This window comes from Nguyenibacter vanlangensis (genome assembly GCF_038719015.1).
GTDB classification, from domain to species: Bacteria; Pseudomonadota; Alphaproteobacteria; order Acetobacterales; family Acetobacteraceae; genus Gluconacetobacter; species Gluconacetobacter vanlangensis.
In genome coordinates this window covers 4,136,729-4,154,089 of record NZ_CP152276.1, presented here as the reverse complement: position 1 = coordinate 4,154,089, position 17,361 = coordinate 4,136,729, and the positions used below count along the sequence as shown (strand labels likewise).

The 17,361-nt window shown below is 69.0% G+C and carries 17 protein-coding genes, 1 tRNA gene and 1 riboswitch; of the genes, 6 read left to right on the top strand and 12 right to left on the bottom strand.

Features of this window, described 5'->3' with window-relative positions:
• Positions 1-13 precede the first annotated feature (13 nt).
• The 3 genes from AAC691_RS19405 to AAC691_RS19395 all read right to left on the bottom strand — a co-directional run bounded on the left by AAC691_RS19405 (position 14) and on the right by AAC691_RS19395 (position 3,169).
• Positions 14-1,129, bottom strand: coding sequence for a purine nucleoside permease (locus tag AAC691_RS19405; RefSeq protein WP_176640722.1), 1,116 nt, complete (start codon positions 1,127-1,129; stop codon positions 14-16).
• Positions 1,130-1,277: 148 nt separating this feature from the next.
• The gene (locus tag AAC691_RS19400; protein ID WP_342628141.1) at positions 1,278-2,876 is read right to left on the bottom strand and encodes an adenosine deaminase; all 1,599 of its coding nucleotides are present in this window, start codon (positions 2,874-2,876) and stop codon (positions 1,278-1,280) included.
• Positions 2,877-2,947: 71 nt separating this feature from the next.
• Positions 2,948-3,169: a DUF1653 domain-containing protein gene (locus AAC691_RS19395; protein ID WP_176641908.1), complete on the bottom strand. Its 222-nt coding sequence runs from the start codon at positions 3,167-3,169 to the stop codon at positions 2,948-2,950.
• A gap of 226 nt (positions 3,170-3,395) precedes the next feature.
• Here AAC691_RS19395 and AAC691_RS19390 point away from each other — a divergent pair, with 226 nt between their 5' ends.
• The 3 genes from AAC691_RS19390 (at position 3,396) to AAC691_RS19380 (ending at position 4,692) form a co-directional block, all read left to right on the top strand.
• Positions 3,396-3,980 carry a hypothetical protein gene (locus AAC691_RS19390; RefSeq protein ID WP_342628140.1) on the top strand — a complete coding sequence of 195 codons (585 nt, stop codon included), beginning with the start codon at positions 3,396-3,398 and terminating at the stop codon, positions 3,978-3,980.
• A 126-nt stretch (positions 3,981-4,106) separates the two neighbouring features.
• Positions 4,107-4,340 (top strand): AbrB/MazE/SpoVT family DNA-binding domain-containing protein, encoded by a 234-nt coding sequence (locus AAC691_RS19385; RefSeq protein WP_342628139.1) that lies wholly within the window; start codon positions 4,107-4,109, stop codon positions 4,338-4,340.
• Positions 4,341-4,473: 133 nt separating this feature from the next.
• The gene (locus AAC691_RS19380) at positions 4,474-4,692 is read left to right on the top strand and encodes a hypothetical protein (protein WP_342628138.1); all 219 of its coding nucleotides are present in this window, start codon (positions 4,474-4,476) and stop codon (positions 4,690-4,692) included.
• A 304-nt stretch (positions 4,693-4,996) separates the two neighbouring features.
• On the opposite strand, the gene AAC691_RS19375 is transcribed toward AAC691_RS19380, so the two are convergent.
• Positions 4,997-5,070 (bottom strand) — tRNA-Gly (locus AAC691_RS19375).
• A 126-nt stretch (positions 5,071-5,196) separates the two neighbouring features.
• Positions 5,197-5,277: riboswitch (SAM riboswitch) on the top strand.
• A 123-nt stretch (positions 5,278-5,400) separates the two neighbouring features.
• On the opposite strand from AAC691_RS19375, the gene metZ reads away from it, so the two are divergent.
• The 3 genes from metZ (at position 5,401) to folE (ending at position 7,841) form a co-directional block, all read left to right on the top strand.
• Positions 5,401-6,603 carry an O-succinylhomoserine sulfhydrylase gene (gene metZ / locus AAC691_RS19370; RefSeq protein WP_342630278.1) on the top strand — a complete coding sequence of 401 codons (1,203 nt, stop codon included), beginning with the start codon at positions 5,401-5,403 and terminating at the stop codon, positions 6,601-6,603.
• A gap of 20 nt (positions 6,604-6,623) precedes the next feature.
• Positions 6,624-7,100, top strand: a complete 477-nt coding sequence (gene apaG, locus AAC691_RS19365) for a Co2+/Mg2+ efflux protein ApaG (RefSeq protein WP_176640216.1) — start codon at positions 6,624-6,626, stop codon at positions 7,098-7,100.
• A 123-nt stretch (positions 7,101-7,223) separates the two neighbouring features.
• Positions 7,224-7,841: a GTP cyclohydrolase I FolE gene (folE, locus tag AAC691_RS19360; RefSeq protein WP_323990197.1), complete on the top strand. Its 618-nt coding sequence runs from the start codon at positions 7,224-7,226 to the stop codon at positions 7,839-7,841.
• A gap of 61 nt (positions 7,842-7,902) precedes the next feature.
• Here folE and AAC691_RS19355 read toward each other — a convergent pair whose 3' ends face one another.
• From AAC691_RS19355 to AAC691_RS19320, 8 genes are all read right to left on the bottom strand, one after another.
• Positions 7,903-8,532 carry a POTRA domain-containing protein gene (locus AAC691_RS19355; protein WP_342628137.1) on the bottom strand — a complete coding sequence of 210 codons (630 nt, stop codon included), beginning with the start codon at positions 8,530-8,532 and terminating at the stop codon, positions 7,903-7,905.
• A gap of 138 nt (positions 8,533-8,670) precedes the next feature.
• Positions 8,671-9,246 carry a DJ-1/PfpI family protein gene (locus AAC691_RS19350; protein ID WP_342628136.1) on the bottom strand — a complete coding sequence of 192 codons (576 nt, stop codon included), beginning with the start codon at positions 9,244-9,246 and terminating at the stop codon, positions 8,671-8,673.
• A gap of 56 nt (positions 9,247-9,302) precedes the next feature.
• Complete coding sequence (gene moaB / locus AAC691_RS19345; RefSeq protein WP_342628135.1) at positions 9,303-9,851, bottom strand: molybdenum cofactor biosynthesis protein B; 549 nt, start codon at positions 9,849-9,851, stop codon at positions 9,303-9,305.
• 82 nt (positions 9,852-9,933) lie between these two features.
• Positions 9,934-11,493, bottom strand: a complete 1,560-nt coding sequence (locus tag AAC691_RS19340) for a carbohydrate porin (RefSeq protein ID WP_342628134.1) — start codon at positions 11,491-11,493, stop codon at positions 9,934-9,936.
• Positions 11,494-11,721: 228 nt separating this feature from the next.
• Complete coding sequence (locus AAC691_RS19335; protein WP_342628133.1) at positions 11,722-14,442, bottom strand: hypothetical protein; 2,721 nt, start codon at positions 14,440-14,442, stop codon at positions 11,722-11,724.
• Positions 14,439-15,572 (bottom strand): metallophosphoesterase, encoded by a 1,134-nt coding sequence (locus AAC691_RS19330; RefSeq protein ID WP_342628132.1) that lies wholly within the window; start codon positions 15,570-15,572, stop codon positions 14,439-14,441. The genes AAC691_RS19335 and AAC691_RS19330 overlap by 4 nt, the downstream gene beginning before the upstream one ends.
• Positions 15,573-15,919: 347 nt before the next feature.
• On the bottom strand, positions 15,920-16,252 hold the full coding sequence (locus AAC691_RS19325; RefSeq protein ID WP_342628131.1) for a hypothetical protein: 333 nt from the start codon (positions 16,250-16,252) through the stop codon (positions 15,920-15,922).
• Complete coding sequence (locus tag AAC691_RS19320) at positions 16,249-17,163, bottom strand: J domain-containing protein (protein ID WP_342628130.1); 915 nt, start codon at positions 17,161-17,163, stop codon at positions 16,249-16,251. Before AAC691_RS19320 ends, AAC691_RS19325 begins: the two co-directional genes overlap by 4 nt.
• Between the last annotated feature and the right edge of the window lie 198 nt (positions 17,164-17,361).

Here is a 17,361-nt window from a genome sequence, read left to right as displayed (position 1 = left end):
GTCCCGGCCTGTCCTATTTGACCGGCGTTCCGGGCGTGCGCGCGCCGTAGCGGTCCCAATGCAGGGCCAGTTCGCGCACCACCACGCTGCCGACCCGATAGGCCGCGTCGATCGACGGTAGATAGCCGGAATAGCCGCCCTCGCTCGCTTCGGATTTCAGCAGAGCGGCGGCGGTCTGGCCGGGCGGCGGCATGTCGAAATTGCTGGCGGTGCGCAGCACCAGCACGCGATCCGGATCCACCCGCCCGGCCTGGGCCTGCAGGGTCAGGGCCTGCATGAAGCCCACATCCTCTTCGGCCGTGGTGGCGAATACGCCCTGTCCGGCGGTCCAATATGCCACCCAGCGCTCGGCCCAGCGATTCATCCGCGCGCCCACCCAGAACGTCTCGCTGGACAGGGTGTCGCCCAGCAGCACGGCGGGCGGCTTCTGCGCCCGGGGATAACCCGCGTAGCGCGCGCGGATCGCCTGCAGCGCCGGCGTGTCCGGCAGCGCCACCTGCCGCGTCAGGTCATAGGCCCAGCGCACCAGGGCAGGATTGAACGTATAGGCCATGTCGCCCGACAGCGAATGCAGCGGCGGCACGGGCCGCTCGTCGGGCGTGCTGCCCTGGACCGGCGTATAGCCGTCCGGCCAGTCCGGCGGGATTTCCCGCGCGTCGATCGCGTGGGCCAGGCCGCCATTGATGACGCGCGGCGCCCAGACCGCCGCGCCGACCGGGCCGAAATTCGGATCGATCCCCGCGATCCCCGCCAGCACGAAATAGGCATGGCGCAGGTCGAAGCGCGGATCGAGCACCAGCGCGGTGATCGCCGAAGCCATGTGTTCCGGCCCCTCGCCGCTGGCGATGCCCAGGACCTGCAGGCCGGGGTTGTAGCGCATGACCCCATGCCAGGTGCCCGGCGCCGGCAGGACCTGCTTCAGCGGCAGCTTTTCCACCCAGGTCTGGAATTCGCCCGGCATGTCGCCGGTATCCTTGCCGATCTCGAACGTCGTGACGACCACGACGCGGACGGGAATCTGCGCGGCGTACGCCGGCGCCGAGGCCGCCAAGCCCCAGGCAAGGGCAAGGCCGGCGACCGCGCCGGACAGGCGACGCGAGAGGGATAGGCGCGGGAAGCGTAATGGCATCGTCATGCGTTTCTTTTCATTGCCCAACTGTCCTGATTCCGAAATTCGCAAGCGAATTTTGGAATCGAAAGACACTAGAATCAATACTTTAGTAGCCTGCTGGTCCGAGAAATTCTCACAAGAGTTTCTCGGGCAGGCCACTAGGGAATCATTGCCCGGCGGATTGCGCATGGCCGTCCATCAGCGCGGCCTGGCGGATCATGCCGGTCTCGAATGCATGCAGCCGTGCCTCCAATGTCCATTGCAGGCGGGCCTTCTGACTGTGCGCCAGGAAATCATGGCAGGCGCCGCCCGCAGGGACGGGACCGGACGGCGTGGCGGCACAGGCCGCCACCATGCGGAAGGGACGGGTCCGCGCCCACAGGCTGTCGCCGGGCAGGAACGCGTATTCCAGGCCGCTGCGCGACAGGTCGCGCAGCGCCGCGTAATCGAGCTGATAGGTCGCGGCCGCGCGCGCGTATTCGTGGGTCAGGTCGATGCGCGACACGCCCTCGTCATCCGTCGACAGGGCGACGGGCACGCCGGCGGCGCGATAGGCGTTGAACGGGTGCGCGGCCCCCGCGACACCGAGAATGACGTCATTGCTGGTCAGGTTGATTTCCACCATGACGCGACGGCGGGCCATCTCGGCCATCAGCCCGTCGGGGTCGTCCTCGTGCAGAATGTCCACGCCATGGCCGATGCGGCGGGCGCCGGCGATTTCGACCGCCTGGCGGATATGAAAGCGCAGCCCTTCGGGCGGGACCAGCCCCGGCGCCAGTTCGCCGGCATGCAGCGACAGGCGCACCTGCGGGTCGCGACGGGCCAGCCAGCCGAACATGCGCATATGCAGGCCGTAATCGCGCATCGCCACCGCGTCGTCTTCCGGCGCCACGATATTGATGCCGACGAAACGCGGATCGGCCTTGACCAGGGCATAGCCGAAATCGAGCTGCGGAAAGACCATGGCGGGCGGCATGGTGCGGATGGTCTGGTACAGATAGCGGACCGTAACCCCGCAGCCGGGATGCGCCGCCTGCGTGCCGCATTGCAGGACGGCCCGCATGCGCGATTCCATCGCATCGGCCTGATGCCGGGCGGCGGCGACCAGGGCCGGCAGGGCGGGCGCGATGGCCCGGTCGGCATCGGCGAAACCGTCCCCCTGCAGCACGAAACGCGATCCCAGATCGGCGACCGGGCCAAGCTGCGGCGAGATCATCAGTTCCAGATACAGGACATGGTCCTCGGCGGCGCGGGCGACGGCTTCGGCCAGCATGTCGCCGTCATGCGCCGCCTGCGCGGGCCCGAACCGGGCGAAGGTCGCGAAGAAATGGTCATGGCCGGACCGGTCGGCCGGCGTAGGTACGTAATCGCGCATCGACAGGGCGTCGATCATGTCGGCCCGCAGGTCGGGATGCGCCGCCAGGTCGGCAGCGGGCACCCGGCCCGATTCGGGCCCGGGGGCGCATTTGTCCGCCAGGATCCGCCCCTGGGCGGGGGCGACGCACAGCCCGTCCCGTGCGGCCCAGTCCAACATGTTCTCGGCATAGACGGCGCCGGCCAGATGGTTGTGCAGGTCCGCCCCCTTGGGCAGGGCGCGCAGCACCGCGTCCAGCCGGGCCGGATCCTGGCGAAGACGCGTGAAGGCCGCGGCGGCGGGATCGGGCGGCTCGGCCGCGCCCGCCGCCGGGGGGACGGCCGGCAAGACGGTCAGGCCGGCGGCGAGACAAAAGACGGCAAGACGGGAGACGAAGACGGATCGGACCATGCGGCGATGGTGCTGCGGCCGTTTCCAAAAGGCAACAGCCTGAAAGAACGACGGCGTGGCCGGGCAGGACGCTATGACTGGTCCGGCGTATCGATCGGCTGGAAGCGCGGCAGGCCGTCCACGTCCTCGACCCACATGGCCAGCGGCCGGACCCAGTAATCGCCGCGCGCCTCGCTGCGATAGGTGACGAGCCATTCCTCGGTCTCGGAATGGCGGCCGACGCAGATCAGCGTGTACAGCCCGCCCTTGTAATGCCGATAGAGGCCCGGCCGCGTCCGTTCAGCCTGGTTCATGTGTCGCAACTCCGCTCCGATCCGCCCGGCGCCCCAAATCGGAATTCCGAATCGGGATTCCGAAATCCGCCGGATGTCGGATTCACGGTGGACACCGGATAAGACAATAATTTTAGTGGTCTGCCGCCCGGCAGCCAATCCGGGGTAATCTGACCTTGGCCGCCCCCGGCCGATCCCGGCCGGCGGCCCGTCGGCCGGCCGACGCGAACCGACGGAACCTTGTCGCATGAACCGCCCGCCCCGTCACACCCTTGCGATCCTGCCCGCGTTCCCTGCGGCGATGCTGCTGCTGGCGCCGCTGTTGCTTGCATCGGGCAGCGCGGCCGCGTCCGGCCATGTGACGCATCGCCAGGCCATGACGGGCGGCCCGGTCTCGCTGACCCAGCAGCCGGGCAGCGTGCTGGACCGGACCGCGCGCAGCCTCAGCGCATCCGACCTGAACGCGGCGGCGAAGCGGGGCGACACGCCCGTGGTACTGGTGGGCTCGGCCCCACTTTCGACCCGGGCGGGCGAGGTCGCGCTGTTCGTGCAGTTGCAATCGGCCGCCCTGTGCGGGTCGGCGGGCTGTTCGACGTCGGTCTATCTGCGCAAGGGGCAGCAGGATTGGGTCAAGGTGCTGGATTCGGTCAGCGGCCCGGTTTCACTGTCGCGCCGGACGCATGGCGGCATGCACGACCTGATCATCAACGGGACCGACCGGTGGGTATGGGGCGGCACGGCCTATCGCGACACGATGCGGGCGGCCGGGACGGACGATTTGCGCCAATCGATCGAGCAATTCCAGAAGACGCACCCGCACGCGCAGCACTGACCGCGCGTCATCGCGCACCGCCTGGCGCGTGCACCGCGCTACTGCGCCACCATGCCCCCGACTCAAGGCAGTCCTTGCGCAAGAGAGGCGGATTTCTTACTTCAGTAAGAGTATGGAGATCCGGTCATGCGCATTACCTCCAAGGGACAGGTCACCATTCCGGCCGAAATTCGCGAGAAAGCTGGGCTATTGCCGCATACCGACGTCGATTTCGAGTTCGACGGCGAGGGCGTACGCCTGATACGCGCCACGCCTCGCCACGGCGACACACGCGGCGCGAGGCTTGTCGCGCATCTGCGCGGCCGGGGTGACGTGTCCATGAGCACCGACGCCATCATGGCTCTGACCCGGCGCGACTGAATGACATCGGTCCTGGTCGATGCCAATGTCCTGCTCGACATCATGACGGAAGACGATCGGTGGTTTGAATGGTCGGCCGACGCCGTCGCGCGCGCCGCCGACCGCTCGCGTCCGGTCATCAACCCGATCGTCTATGCCCCCGATCGTCTATGCCGAGGTCTCGATCCGCTATTCCCGTATCGAAGACCTCGAGGCTGCCCTTCCCCGGACCCTGTTCGACCGGGAGGACCCTCCCTACGAAGCGGCTTTTCTCGCGGGCAAGTCCTTCCTCGCCTATAAACGGCGTGGCGGTGCGAAACGATCCCCCTTGCCGGACCTCTTCATCGGGGCCCACGCCGCCATCGCCGGATAAGAATTGCTGACCCGCGATGTGGCGCGCTACCGTACATATTTCCCGACATTGAGGCTGATCGCCCCCGCGTGACCATTCTGCCATCGGACCGGACGTCGCCCGAACGATCGCAAGGACAACAGTCAGGTGCCGCAACGACCGTGAAACCGGATCGAGCGGCGTCCTTTCACCGGCAGTGCGACGAGGGCCTTAAATCGCGGCGCTGCAGGGCGCTCTCCCTGGAGGCCGGCGGAATCCGACCGAATCATTTTCCCACGATTTCAAGCTTTTGTTGAACTCGGTGGGACATCCACAGAAGATGCTATGGAGCGGGTGAAGGGAATCGAACCCTCGTATGCAGCTTGGGAAGCTGCCGTTCTACCATTGAACTACACCCGCGGCGCTGCGGTCCGTATAACCCAGCGCCGCCGCGCATGCAATCCACCCGGCGGACCCATGCCCGCCGGCACGGTTGACGAGCCCTGTCCCGATCCGCAATAACCCAGACGTCTGGCGGACCGCGGTCCGGCGGGCCCTCGTGATTTGGATCGGCCGGCTTGCGGCGAGGTTAAAAAGACGCGCTAAAGAGGCCTGACTCCGCCAGAATCCGCGGGCGTCATGGTTTCCACGGTCGGATTGCCGCGTCGGGACGCGGGACGGCCGGATCGGTTCGATACCGGACGCCCCCTGCCCCGGCCCTTCTGACGATTCTGTTCCCGGGAGCTCATGATGAGCAACGATTCGACCACCCCTGCCTATCGCCCCGCGACCCGCCTGCTGCATGCCGGGCTGGAGCGCACGCCGTTCGGCGAGACGAGCGAGGCGATGTTCCTGACGTCGGGCTTCGTCTACGACGATGCCGAGCAGGCCGAGGCGACCTTTCTCGGCGACGTGACGCATTACCAGTATAGCCGCTTCGGCAATCCCACGGTCGCGGCGCTGGAAAGCCGCCTGGCCGACCTGGAAGGCGCCGAGGCCTGCATCGCGACGTCGACGGGAATGGGCGCCGTATCGTCGGCCCTGCTGTCGCACGTCAAGGCCGGCGACCGGGTGGTGGCGTCGCGCGCCCTGTTCGGGTCGTGCCACTGGATCGTCGCCAACCTGCTGCCGCGCTATGGCGTGGAGACGGCGTTCGTCGACGGGGGCGACCTGGAGGCCTGGCAGGCCGCGCTGTCCCGGCCGACGGCGGCGGTGCTGCTGGAAAGCCCGTCGAACCCGATGCTGGACATCCTGGACATAAGCGCGATCGCCGAACTGGCGCACCGGGCCGGGGCGCTGGTCGTGGTGGACAATGTCTTCGCCACGCCGCTGCTGCAGAAGCCGCTGGAACTGGGGGCGGACGTCGTCGTTTATTCCTGTACCAAGCATATTGACGGCCAGGGCCGCGTGCTGGGCGGGGCCGTGCTGGGCCGCAAGGACTGGATCGCCAACACGCTGCAGCCCTTTACGCGCAATACCGGCAACGCATTGTCACCGTTCAATGCCTGGGTCATGCTGAAGGGGCTGGAGACGCTGGCCCTGCGCGTCGGGGCGATGACCGGCAACGCGGCCGCCGTCGCCGATCACCTGGCCGGGGCCGAGGGAATTGCGCGCGTGTTCTATCCCGGACGGCCCGATCACCCGCAGCATGAACTGGCCCGCCGGCAGATGAGCGGCGGCTCGACCCTGGTGGCGTTCGAGGTCTCGGGCGGCAAGGCGGCGGCGTTCGCCTTCATGAACGCGCTGCGGCTGATCGCCATTTCGAACAATCTGGGCGATGCCCGTTCGATGGTCACCCATCCGGCGACCACCACCCACATGAAGATCACCGCCGAGGAACGCGCGCGGCTGGGCATCACCGACGGCGTGATCCGCTTTTCCGTCGGGCTGGAAGATATTATGGATCTGAAGGACGACCTGGACCGCGGCCTGGCGGCGGTCCGCGCACGATAAGGCAGGCAGGAACACGCGCCATGGCCCAAGACAGACCGCCGCCGCCCGGGATGAACCCCGACCCGGATGCCGCCCTGGCCGAGGCCATGGAACACGCCCCCTGCTATGAGGCGACCACGGGCACGATCCGCGTCATCGTCCGGACCTTCTGGCTGGACGACCAATCCCATCCCGAGGAGCATCGCTTTACCTGGGCCTATCGCATCCGGATCGAAAATCACGGCAGCGAACTGGTCCAGCTCTTGCGGCGGACATGGGAGATCACGGACGCGGCGGGGCGGATCGAACATGTCCATGGCGACGGGGTGGTAGGCGAGCAGCCGACCCTGGAACCCAGCCAGGCTTTCGAATATACCTCGGGCGCGGCATTGCAGACGCCGACCGGCTTCATGCGGGGGCTGTTCCACATGATCCATCCCCTGACCCACCGGCAGTTCGACGTCGAGATCCCGCCTTTCAGCCTGGATTGTCCCTATTACCGCGCCATTATCCATTGATCCGGGCGTCTGATCCGGTCCTCGATCGGGCATTGACCCCGGCGACCGGTCCGGGCGACACCGGCCGCACCGCCGCCTGAAGCCGCCGCCCCCTGAACAAGACACGTTGGCAAGACACCTTCCATGACCATGACCGATCCGGCTTCCCTGCCCCGCCCCTCACGCGAGGAGGCGGAAGACGCGATCCGTACCCTGCTGCGCTGGGCCGGCGAGGACCCGTCGCGCGAGGGGCTGCTGGACACGCCCGGCCGCGTCGTGCGGTCCTATGAGGAATTCTTCGAGGGGTACGGCGTCGATCCGACCGCGATTCTGTCGCGCACCTTCGCCGAAGTCGATGATTACGACGAGATCGTGCTGCTGCGCGACATCCGCTTCGAGAGTCATTGCGAACACCATATGGTGCCGATCATCGGCGTGGCCCATGTGGCCTATCTACCGAACAAGCGGGTGGTCGGGATCTCGAAACTGGCACGGGTGGTCGAGGCCTATGCGCGCCGGCTGCAGATCCAGGAGCGGCTGACCGCGCAGATCGCCAACACGATCAACGACGTGCTGCAGCCGCACGGCGTCGCGGTGATCCTGGAAGCCGGCCATCAATGCATGACCACGCGCGGCGTACACCGCCCGGGCGTGTCGATGGTGACCAGCCGCATGCTGGGGGTGTTTCGCACCAATTCGGACACGCGGCGCGAATTGATGGCGATGCTGAACCGCCCGTCGGTCGCCGATTCCCACATGTAATTACTCTGCTGTAATTACCCTGCGGCCGGCAATGGGCGCCCGCGAGGGGCGCCCGCCGGGGTCAGTCGCCCGACTTTTCCGAGATCTGGAACGTCAGGATCACATGGTTGTCGCCCTGCGGCTGGGTGGGCACGGCCTGGATCGACGCGGTGATGTCGCGCTTCTGGTACAGTTTCTGCACCGCCGTCTGCGCGGCCGCCATCGATGCCTGGTCGATCGGCGAGCCGGCATGCAGCGGAATCGCCGCCGCCAGATCGTCGCTGGAAATCTTCTTGTTGCCCTCGAAGACGATCTTGTCGACCACCAGCGCCGCGGGCGCGGCGGGGGCCTGCGGGGCCTGTTCCTCGATGATCCACTGGATATTGACCGCGTTGCCGGCGAATTTCAGCTTCTCGCCGAATTTCAGGCCGACATTCTTCTTCTGGTACACGCCCATCACGTCCTGCACGGCGGCGTCGATCTGGTTGCGCGTGACGGTGTCGCCCTGGTGGAAGGGAATCGCGGCCAGGATCTCGTCCGTCGTGACCTGCTTGTTGCCGGTGACGACCAGGGATTTCAGCTTCAGCGGCGCATTGGGCGCCGGCGGCGCCGCGGCGAAGGCGGCGGTCTGCGGCAGGACGGCCGCGGCGGTGCCGGTCGCCACAGTGACGGCCAGGGCCGCACGGGCCAGCAGGTGACGGGTGGTGCGCAAGACGGAATTCTCCCTTGTCAACGGGCGATCGCCGCACGACAGGCGCGGCGCCCAGGTGCGTAATGATGCACACCTGTCCGCCCCTGCCAATGTCACCCGCCCCAATGACACGCCCGCGCCGAAGCCGGGCCGGCGACGTTACAGGGAAATGCGCACCCCCAGCGCGGCGATGAACTGCGCCAGCCAGCGCGGATGGGCCGGCCAGGCCGGCGCCGTGACAAGCATGCCGTCGGTGACGGCCTGGTCGACGGCGATGTCGGCATAGATGGCGCCCGCCAGTTCGATGTCCGGACGGCAGGCCGGATAGGCCGAGACGGTACGCCCCTCGATGATCCGGGCCGCGGCCAGCAATTGCCCTCCATGGCAGATGGCGGCGATGGGCCGGTCGACGAAGGCGCGGACCAGGGCGATGACCTGCGGATCGAGACGCAGATATTCCGGCGCGCGACCGCCCGGAATGACCAGCCCGGCATAATCGGCGGCATTGACGCGGTCGAAATCCGCCGTCAGGACAAAGCGATGGCCGGGCTTTTCGCTGTAGGTCTGCGCGCCTTCGAAATCATGGATCGCGGTCAGGACATAGTCCCCGGCCCGCTTGCCGGGGCAGACCGCGTCGACGGCAAAGCCCAGCATCGACAGTGCCTGGAACGGCACCATGATTTCGTAATCCTCGACATAATCGCCGGCCAGGATCAGCAGCTTTCTGTCGCGCATCGCATCGTCCCTCCATGAAGTGAATGGCGCGGAAGTGAATGGCGCGAATGACCGCCTCAATCGTGCGAGGGCGGCAGGTGTTCGCGCAGGCGGGGCATCAATTCCACGAAATTGCAGGGACGGTGGCGGCTGTCCAACTGCCAGACCAGGATGTCGTCCCAGCCGTCCTTGACCGCGCCGGACGAGCCGGGCAGCGCGAACAGATAGGTCCCGTTGGCGACCCCGGCCGTCGCGCGCGACTGGATCGTCGAGGTGCCGATCTTCTGGTACGACAGCATGCGGAACAATTCGCCGAACCCCTCGATCGGCTTCTCGACCACGCGGGCGAAGGCCTCGGGCGTCACGTCGCGGCCGGTCACCCCGGTACCGCCGGTCGAGATGACGACATCGACCGCCGGATCGGCCACCCAGGCGGCCAGGCGCGCGGCGATGCGGTCCACGTCGTCGGGCACGATGGCGCGGTCGGCCAGATGATGGCCGGCGGCGACGATCCGCTCGGCCAGGATGGTGCCGGACGTATCGGTTTCCGGCACGCGGGTGTCCGAGACGGTCAGCACCGCGATGCGGACCGCAAGAAAGGGGCATGTATGATCCAGACGTGACATGCCGGCATGTTCCCTGCCGCCGGGCCCGCCGTCAACCGGATCCGCCGTCAACCGGGGCCGGCAGCGGCCCCGGACCCGCCCGTCAGAAGGTCAGGCCGGTTTCCATGTCGATGATCAGCGCGTTGGCATAGCGGTTGGTTCCGCCCGGATGCCAGACATATTGCAGGCCGGGGCGCAGCGTGGCCCACGGCGTCGGACGCCAGCCGTAATTCAGCTCGATGCCCGGCTCGTTGGACGGGCGGAGCGCCTTCTGCCCCTGCTGCTGCAGCGTCTCGGCATATTCGGCCAGTTTCGGGTTCAGCACCGCGATCTTGCCGCCGAAGCTGATCGTATCGTTCGGCCGGTCGGCGAACGTGCCCTTGCGAACCAGGCCCCAGGTCGCGAAATAGGGCGTCAGCGCGGTCCGGGGATCACCCCAGACGAACGAGCCGAACAGCACGGTGCCGCGGCTGCTGCCCGGACCGTCGCGCTGGATCATCTGGTCGGCTTCCACCCAGCCGCCGAAGCGGCCGCGGACCTGGTCGGTGGGCAGGTCCAGCAGATCGACGTTCTTGGGCTGATAGCCGCCGATCTTGGTGGTCACGATCGCCACTTCGGACGTGTCCCAGTAGCCGCCGACCTTGATGTTGCCTTCGTATTCGCCGTGGTAATCGTTGCCGTGATGCCAGCCCAACTGGAAGGGCAGGTAGGTGCCGGTCGAATCCCCCAGGCCCAGCTTGAAGCCGTTATGGGTGTTCACGATCGTATTGTCGACGTTATAGATCCCGGCCGAGACTAGGTAATGGTCGTTCCCGGCGGGAAACAGCTTGATCCACGCACCCGGATGGGCCGTGGGATAGAAGCCGTAGCCGCTGTTCATCGCGATGCCCTGCGGCATGCCGCAGATCGCGTTGGTCTGGAACTGGCAGTACAGCGACATGCCCCAATGCTGGGTCGACTGGCCGAAGTCATTTTCGGTGTTGATCCAGCCCGCTTCCATCCAGACATAGGGATTGAAGTGCTTTTCCAGCGACAGGCGCGTCAGGCGCACCGTCTCGCCCGAACCGAAGATCTGCTGCACCGAATCGACCGCGCCGCCCAGAGGCCCGTTCGCCAGGCTGAGGCCCGCGCGCTCGGTGATCAGGATATGGAAGATGCCCAGGTCGTGATGGATCAGCCTGGCCAGGTCGATATCGGCGCCGATGCCGAATTCATGCGCGTAGCGCACGCCCGCATATTTGCCGCCCACCGGGTTGCCCGCCGCGTCTTCCAGGTAATGGCCCTGAAGATGCACGCCGTGATTTTCCAGGTTGGTGCGCGCGCCACCCCAGTCGCCCGTCATGGTGCTGCCGCGGATCCAGTCGTCATAGCTGGCCGGAAAGAAGCCGCCCTGTCCGGACGAAGCGGCGGGCTGCGCCGGCGTCACGACCCGCGCCGGCACGCGGTTGGCATATCCCCCGACCGTCATCGGTCGCGCAGCCGGCTGGCCCCCCGGCTGCGCCGACCGAACGACCGGCTGCACCGCTTGGACACCTGGCTGCGCCGTTTGGACAGATGGCTGCGCCGCCTGGACAACTGGCTGCGCCGCCTGGGCATAGGCGTGGGACAGGGTAAGGCTGGAAACGGACAGCAGCAGCGCCGTCCCGAACAAGGTGCGGGTCATTCGGATCCATCTACAAACGAACCGGACGGGGGGCGCCGGGCACCGTCCGGAAGGGCATCATACCGAGGCGATCGTTTCCGAAACGATCGTTTTTTGTTTCGATCTTTTTCAGTCTTTTGGCCGGCCGAAGCCCGATCCAGGCATGCGGCATGTCGCCCCGTATAACATCGGCATGACCGGTATACGAAAGATTGTTAATGATAACATATTCGTGAACGAAACGGCCAGCTATTCCGGCGGGCGCGCCACCGGCTCGCCCGTCACCGATTCGCCCGTCACCGGTTCAATCGCAAGCGGGCGGGCCCCGAGCGGGGTGAAAAGCTCCGTCCGGCAGGTCAGGACCAGGACCTGCATGCGGGTGGCGGCATCGGTCAGGATATCGAACATCCTGTGCAGCCGGCCGGTATCGGCATAGGTCAGCGCATCATCCAGCACCAGCATGGCCGGACGGCCGCGCGCCTGCAGCAATTCGGCCAGTCCCAGCCGGACCAGTACGGCGATCTGCTCGCGCGTGCCGTCCGACAGCGCGGCGAAGGGCTCGTCGATGCGCCGCGTCAGGCCGGACACCGCGAAATCGGGGTCCAGGCTCGCCACCGCGCGGGGGAACAGGGCCGCCAGCGCCGGCTGGATCGCCCGGCTCAACGGGGCCAGATAGCGTTCGGTCGCCGCGCGTTCGGCCGTGCCGACCGCATCGCGCAGGCACCGCAGGACCGCGACCTCACGCGTGCAGGCGGCGCGCTCGGCGGCGTGGGAATCGCGCAGCCGCTCCTGCGCCGCCATCCGCTCGTCCAGCCCGTCGCCCTCGGCCGCGCGGATGCGGGCTTCGCGCGCCGCCATGTCCTGCCTCAGCGCCGTCAGGCGGGACTGGCCATCCTGGATAATGCGGTCCAGCCGCTGGATCGCCGCGTCTGCCAGGGCCTCGGTCCCTTCGGGGCGCGTCTCCTCGATGCGCAGCACGGCGTGCTCGGCCTGGCGCAACGCGTCCTGTTCGGTGGCCAGGCGCTGCGCCAGCGCGTCGTCGGGTTCCACCGCGCGGGCGGCGGCCAGGTCGTGCACCAGCCGCCCGGCCGCGTCCCGGGCCGCGCGGGCCTCGGCATCCAGCCGGGCGGTATCCGCCTCGGCGCGGCGCAAGGTCTCGTCCGGCGCGAACAGGGCCTGCTGCGCGGCGGCGTGCCGGTCCTCGGCCGCCTGCATCGCCTGGCGGGCCGTCTCCAGGGCTGCAGCCGGATCGCCATCGTCAGCGGCCGCGCCGGCATCGCCGTCCTCGCCCGCCTGGGCGGCGTGCCGGGCGATACGCGCATCCAGCTCGGCCACGCGGCGCGTCGCCTCGGCCAGGGCGGTGGCGGGCTCCCGGCCCGCTTCGGCCAGCAGCCCGCCCAGCACGCTCCGCGCCGTCTGGAAGGCCAGCTCGGCCTGGCGCCGCTCCGCCATCGCCGCCTCGGCCGCCGCCAGGTCGGCGCAGCCGGCCTCATGCAACCGCTCGCGCAGGGCGGCCTCGGCCGCGGCCTGGTCGGCGCGCAGCGTCTCGCGCCCATGGCTGGCCGGTTCGATGCGCAGGGTGCCGATCCCGGCGACGCGCAGCACGGCGCTGTCAGTCAGTTCCGTCCGGCCGTCGGCCAGCACGCGGCCATCCAGCAGGATACGCCCCTGGCCGCCGGGTTCGAACGCCACGTCCAGCACGGTGGCCTGGGCCTGACTGGCGGCGCGGACGGCCAGGAGCGCATGATCGGCCGCACGGATCGCCGCCATGCTCCGTTCGTCGATCGTACAGGCCGCGAGCCGCGCGGCAGCCCGCGTGACGCTCTGCGCCGCCTGGTCCAGCCGGTCGCGCGCGGCGGCCGCCGCGCGCCGTTCCTGCGCCAGACGGGTGCGCTCGACCCGCCCGGCGGCACGATCCAGCAGGCGCCGCGCGGCCTGGCGCCGCGCATCGGCGTCCTGCAGGGCGGCGAAACGCGCGGCATGGGCGGCCCGGGCCTGGGCATGCGCCGCACGGGCGGCATCCAGCGCAGCGGTCAGTTCATCCAGGCGGGCGGCCTGCGCGGCGCCCTCGCGCTGCCATTCCGCGCGGCGGGCGGCATCCTGCCGGGCGGCGGACAGGCGGCCGGCCGCATGGTCGCGCAGGGCCAGGGCCTCGCGCCGGCGATTATCGTGGTCGCGCAGCCGGTCGCGGTGGCGCCTGGCCTCGGCCAGCGCGGCGCGTTCCGCCTCGCGCCGGTCGGCGTCGTCCTCATGCGCCAGGCGGCGGCGCAGCGCCTCCATCGCCTCCAGATCGTCCTCCAGCACCTGGCGGCGGCTGTCCAGCCGCGCCAGCTCGGCCGCCGCCGCCTGCTCGCCCTCGATCGCGGCGCGATAGCGGCCCTTGGGATTGCCGCGCCCATCCAGCAGGACCGAAAGATCCGCCTGGACGCGCGCCAGGATCTTCTGCGCGGCCTCGCCCCCCGTCATGGCGCCCAGATCGGCCTCGAGGCATGCGCGCAAGGTCGAACGGGCGGGGTCGGAGAAATCGGGCTGCACCAGGCTCTGCCCCTGCCCGACCCACAGCGCGTTCAGCAGGCCCAGCGCCTCGGCGCCGCGCTTGCCGGCCTCGACGCCGATCAGGGCGTGCAGGCGCGATTCGGCCTCGTCACCGCGCAGGGTGACGCCGTCGCCGACCAGTTCCGCGAAGGGGCGGCCGAAAAAACGCTTTTCCAGACGCCAGGCCGTGCCGTCACACAGAAAATCGACGGCGATACGCGGCGCGCCGCGACCGCCATAGGGCAGCAACTCGGCGATCGGCCGGCTCTTGGAGCCATGGGGCAGCAAAAAGACGGCGCGCAGCGCGGCCAGCAGGGTCGATTTGCCCGATTCGTTCGGCGCGGCCAGCAGGTTCAGCCCGGGCCCCAGCCCCGCCAGGCGCGCGGGATCGCCGAAGCGGCGGACCTGCTCGACTTCCAGCCCGGTCAGGATCATGCCGCGCCCTCGCGGGCCAGAAGATGCAGGCGCTGCAGGGCGGCGGCGGCGATCTCGCCGGCCTCGCCCGCGCCCTCGCGCGCCTGATGGGCCAGGGCATCGGCGGCGGCGCGCACCGCGCCGGCCGGCCCGAACGCGTCCAGATCGTCGGGCGACGGTGCCAGGCCGGGCATGCCGTCGATCCGCAACAGGCGCAGCGCCGAACCCAGCGCGCCCACGATCCGCGCCTGGTACGCCTCCAGCTCGGACAGGCGCAGGGCGCCGCTGACCGCCAGGCGCACCAGCACGCGGCTGGGATCGTCCCGGTCGATGGCACGCAGGCGGCCATCCAGCGCGTCGATATCGGCCAGGCCGGTCAGCACCGCCTGTTCGCGCGCCCAGCGGAACCGGCCGACATCATGCACGGCGACGGCCGGCTCGGCCCGCGGCCCGTCCAGCGTGACCAGCAGCGCCTGGCCGCCGCCCGCACCGCCCAGGTCGAACCCGTCGATTTCCGGCGTGCCGGAATACCAGGTCCGCGAATCGATGCGCACCGCGCCGTGCCAGTCCCCCAGCGCCAGATAGGTCAGGCCGGCCTGCCGGGCGCGGTCGATGGCGATCCGGTTATGGTCGGGCGCGCCGTCGCCGAAATCGCGGACCGAACCATGGGCCAGGCCCAGGCGAATCGCGCCCTCGGGCGTCGGGGCCGCATCCATCCGCGCGGAGGGGTCGCCGATGACGTGGCGATGCCCCAGCCCGGCAGGAATGATCCAGGCCGTGCCCGCCGCATCCAGCGGCGCCGGATCATGGCCGAGATGCACGGATATATTGTCCGGCAGGCCCATCCGCAGCAGACGGTCCCACAATCCGTCCGGTTCGTGGAAATCGTGATTGCCGGGAATCAGGTGCCAGCGCAGGTCGGGGAATTGCCGCATGCGTTCGACCGGTTGGCGCAGCGTCCGTTCGGCCGGGCGGGCATAATCGTAGACATCGCCCGCGACCAGGATCGCGTCCGCCCCCTCGCTCCGGGCCAGGCGGCCGATGCGGCCGATCGCCTCCAGCCTTTCCTGCTGCAGGACGGACAGGATGTCGTCATCGGCGAAACGGAAGACCTTGCCGATCTGCCAGTCTGACGTGTGAATCAGGCGCATGACGCCTTATCGCCCGAAGCGGCGCGCCAGGCCAGAGGCCGGCGCCGCGCTTCCATGCCGCCGCCCCGGCGACACCCGGCGACACCCCGCCGCAATTCCGACACGGGCCCGGGCGATCCTGCATCCACCGCCCGGCAGGTCCGCCGCGCGGCCCTTGCAGGTTCGCAGACAGGTTCAAGGTCTTTCCATGGCACCTCCGCCCGCCGTCCGCCCGGCTTCCCGTCCCGCGGCACGGTCCCGCCGGCCGCGCCCCGCCATGTCCGAAGCGGTACGCGCCATCCATGCCCGCCATCGCCGACACCTGCAGAATCAGCGCCGCGCGCTGCAGGGCAAGCCGGCCGATTCCGTCAGATGACGCATTGCTCCAGCAGGCCGGCAAGGCGGGTACGCAGGTCCGCCGCCTGCGGCTGGTCGAGCACCGCACGCAGGCGGATCATCTGCCGCCGCGCGTCATAAAGCTGGTCCAGCAGCGACAGCACCACCCCCATGCCGTCATCGCCGATGCCCGGATCGGCGCGCAGTTCGGCGATCAGCCGCGCCCGCGCCACGTCGATGTCATGGAACCGGTAGTCGCCCGGCGCACCCTCGGGCCGCAGCCATGCGGAATCGATCCAATGCTCGATATCCGCAACCGTAACGCCGCCCAGGCGCAGGCACAGGGTTTCGATCGTGATCGTCATGCCGCCCCGCCATCCGGCCCGCCGGGAGGCGTCCATGATTTCAGGAATTTCTCGAGCGCCGCGTCCGGCTGGCCGATCGTGACCTGAAGCGTGACGTAGAGATTTCCGGCCTCGCGCCCCGCATGGGCCTTGACCCCCCGCCCCCGCAGGCGCAGCACGCGGCCGCTGTCGGAGTGCGCGGGCACGTTCATCGCCACCGGGCCGCCCGGCGTCGGGATCGTGACCGAGCCGCCCAGCACGGCGGTCTTCAGCCCGATCGGCTGGGTCATGCGGATATCGTCGCCGTCGCGGGTATATTGCGTGCTGGGGGCGATGCTGAGCGTGATCAGCGCGTCGCCCGGCGGCGCGCCCTGATGCCCCTCGCCCCCCTTGCCGCGCAGGCGCATGACCTGGCCGTCCTCGACCCCCGGCGGGATGCGGACATCCAGCGTGCCCCCACCCGGCAGGGTGATACGGGCCGTGCTGCCGTTGACGGCGTCGATGAAGCTGACGGTCAGCGAGAAATGGCGGTCTTCGCCCCGCATCGGCCCCTGTGGCCGGCGGCGGAATCCGCGCTGCTGCCCGAACATCGAGCCGAATATGTCGCCCAGATCATCCTCGGAAAACCCGCCGGCGGAATAGCGGAACCCCTGCGCGCCCTCGGCCTGGTCGCGATAGCCGCCGCCCGGCGGCGCCCAGCCGCGCTCCTGCCCCGCCGCGTCGATCTCGCCCCGGTCGAAGCGCGCGCGCTGTTCGGGGTCCGACAGCAGCGCGTGGGCCGTACCGATCGCCTTGAACTTCTCTTCGGCCGCCTTGTCGCCGGGATTGAGGTCCGGATGCCATTTCTTGGCCAGCTTGCGGTATGCCTTGCGGATATCGTCCTGGCTGGCCGTACGCGACAGGCCGAGGATTTCATAAGGATCGGTGCTCACGACGGTGCGTCATCTCCCTGCCACTGGCCCGGGTACGCCGGCAGGCACGCCGCTGCCGTTCCGATCTGCGCCGGAGACCCCATATCGGCAAAATAATGGGGACAGCCCGGCAAAGGGTCAATGTCCCCCCTCCCCCCGCACGCCCGGCGCCCCCTTCACCCGCGCGGCGGGCAGGGATAGAACGGATGCCGCCACGGG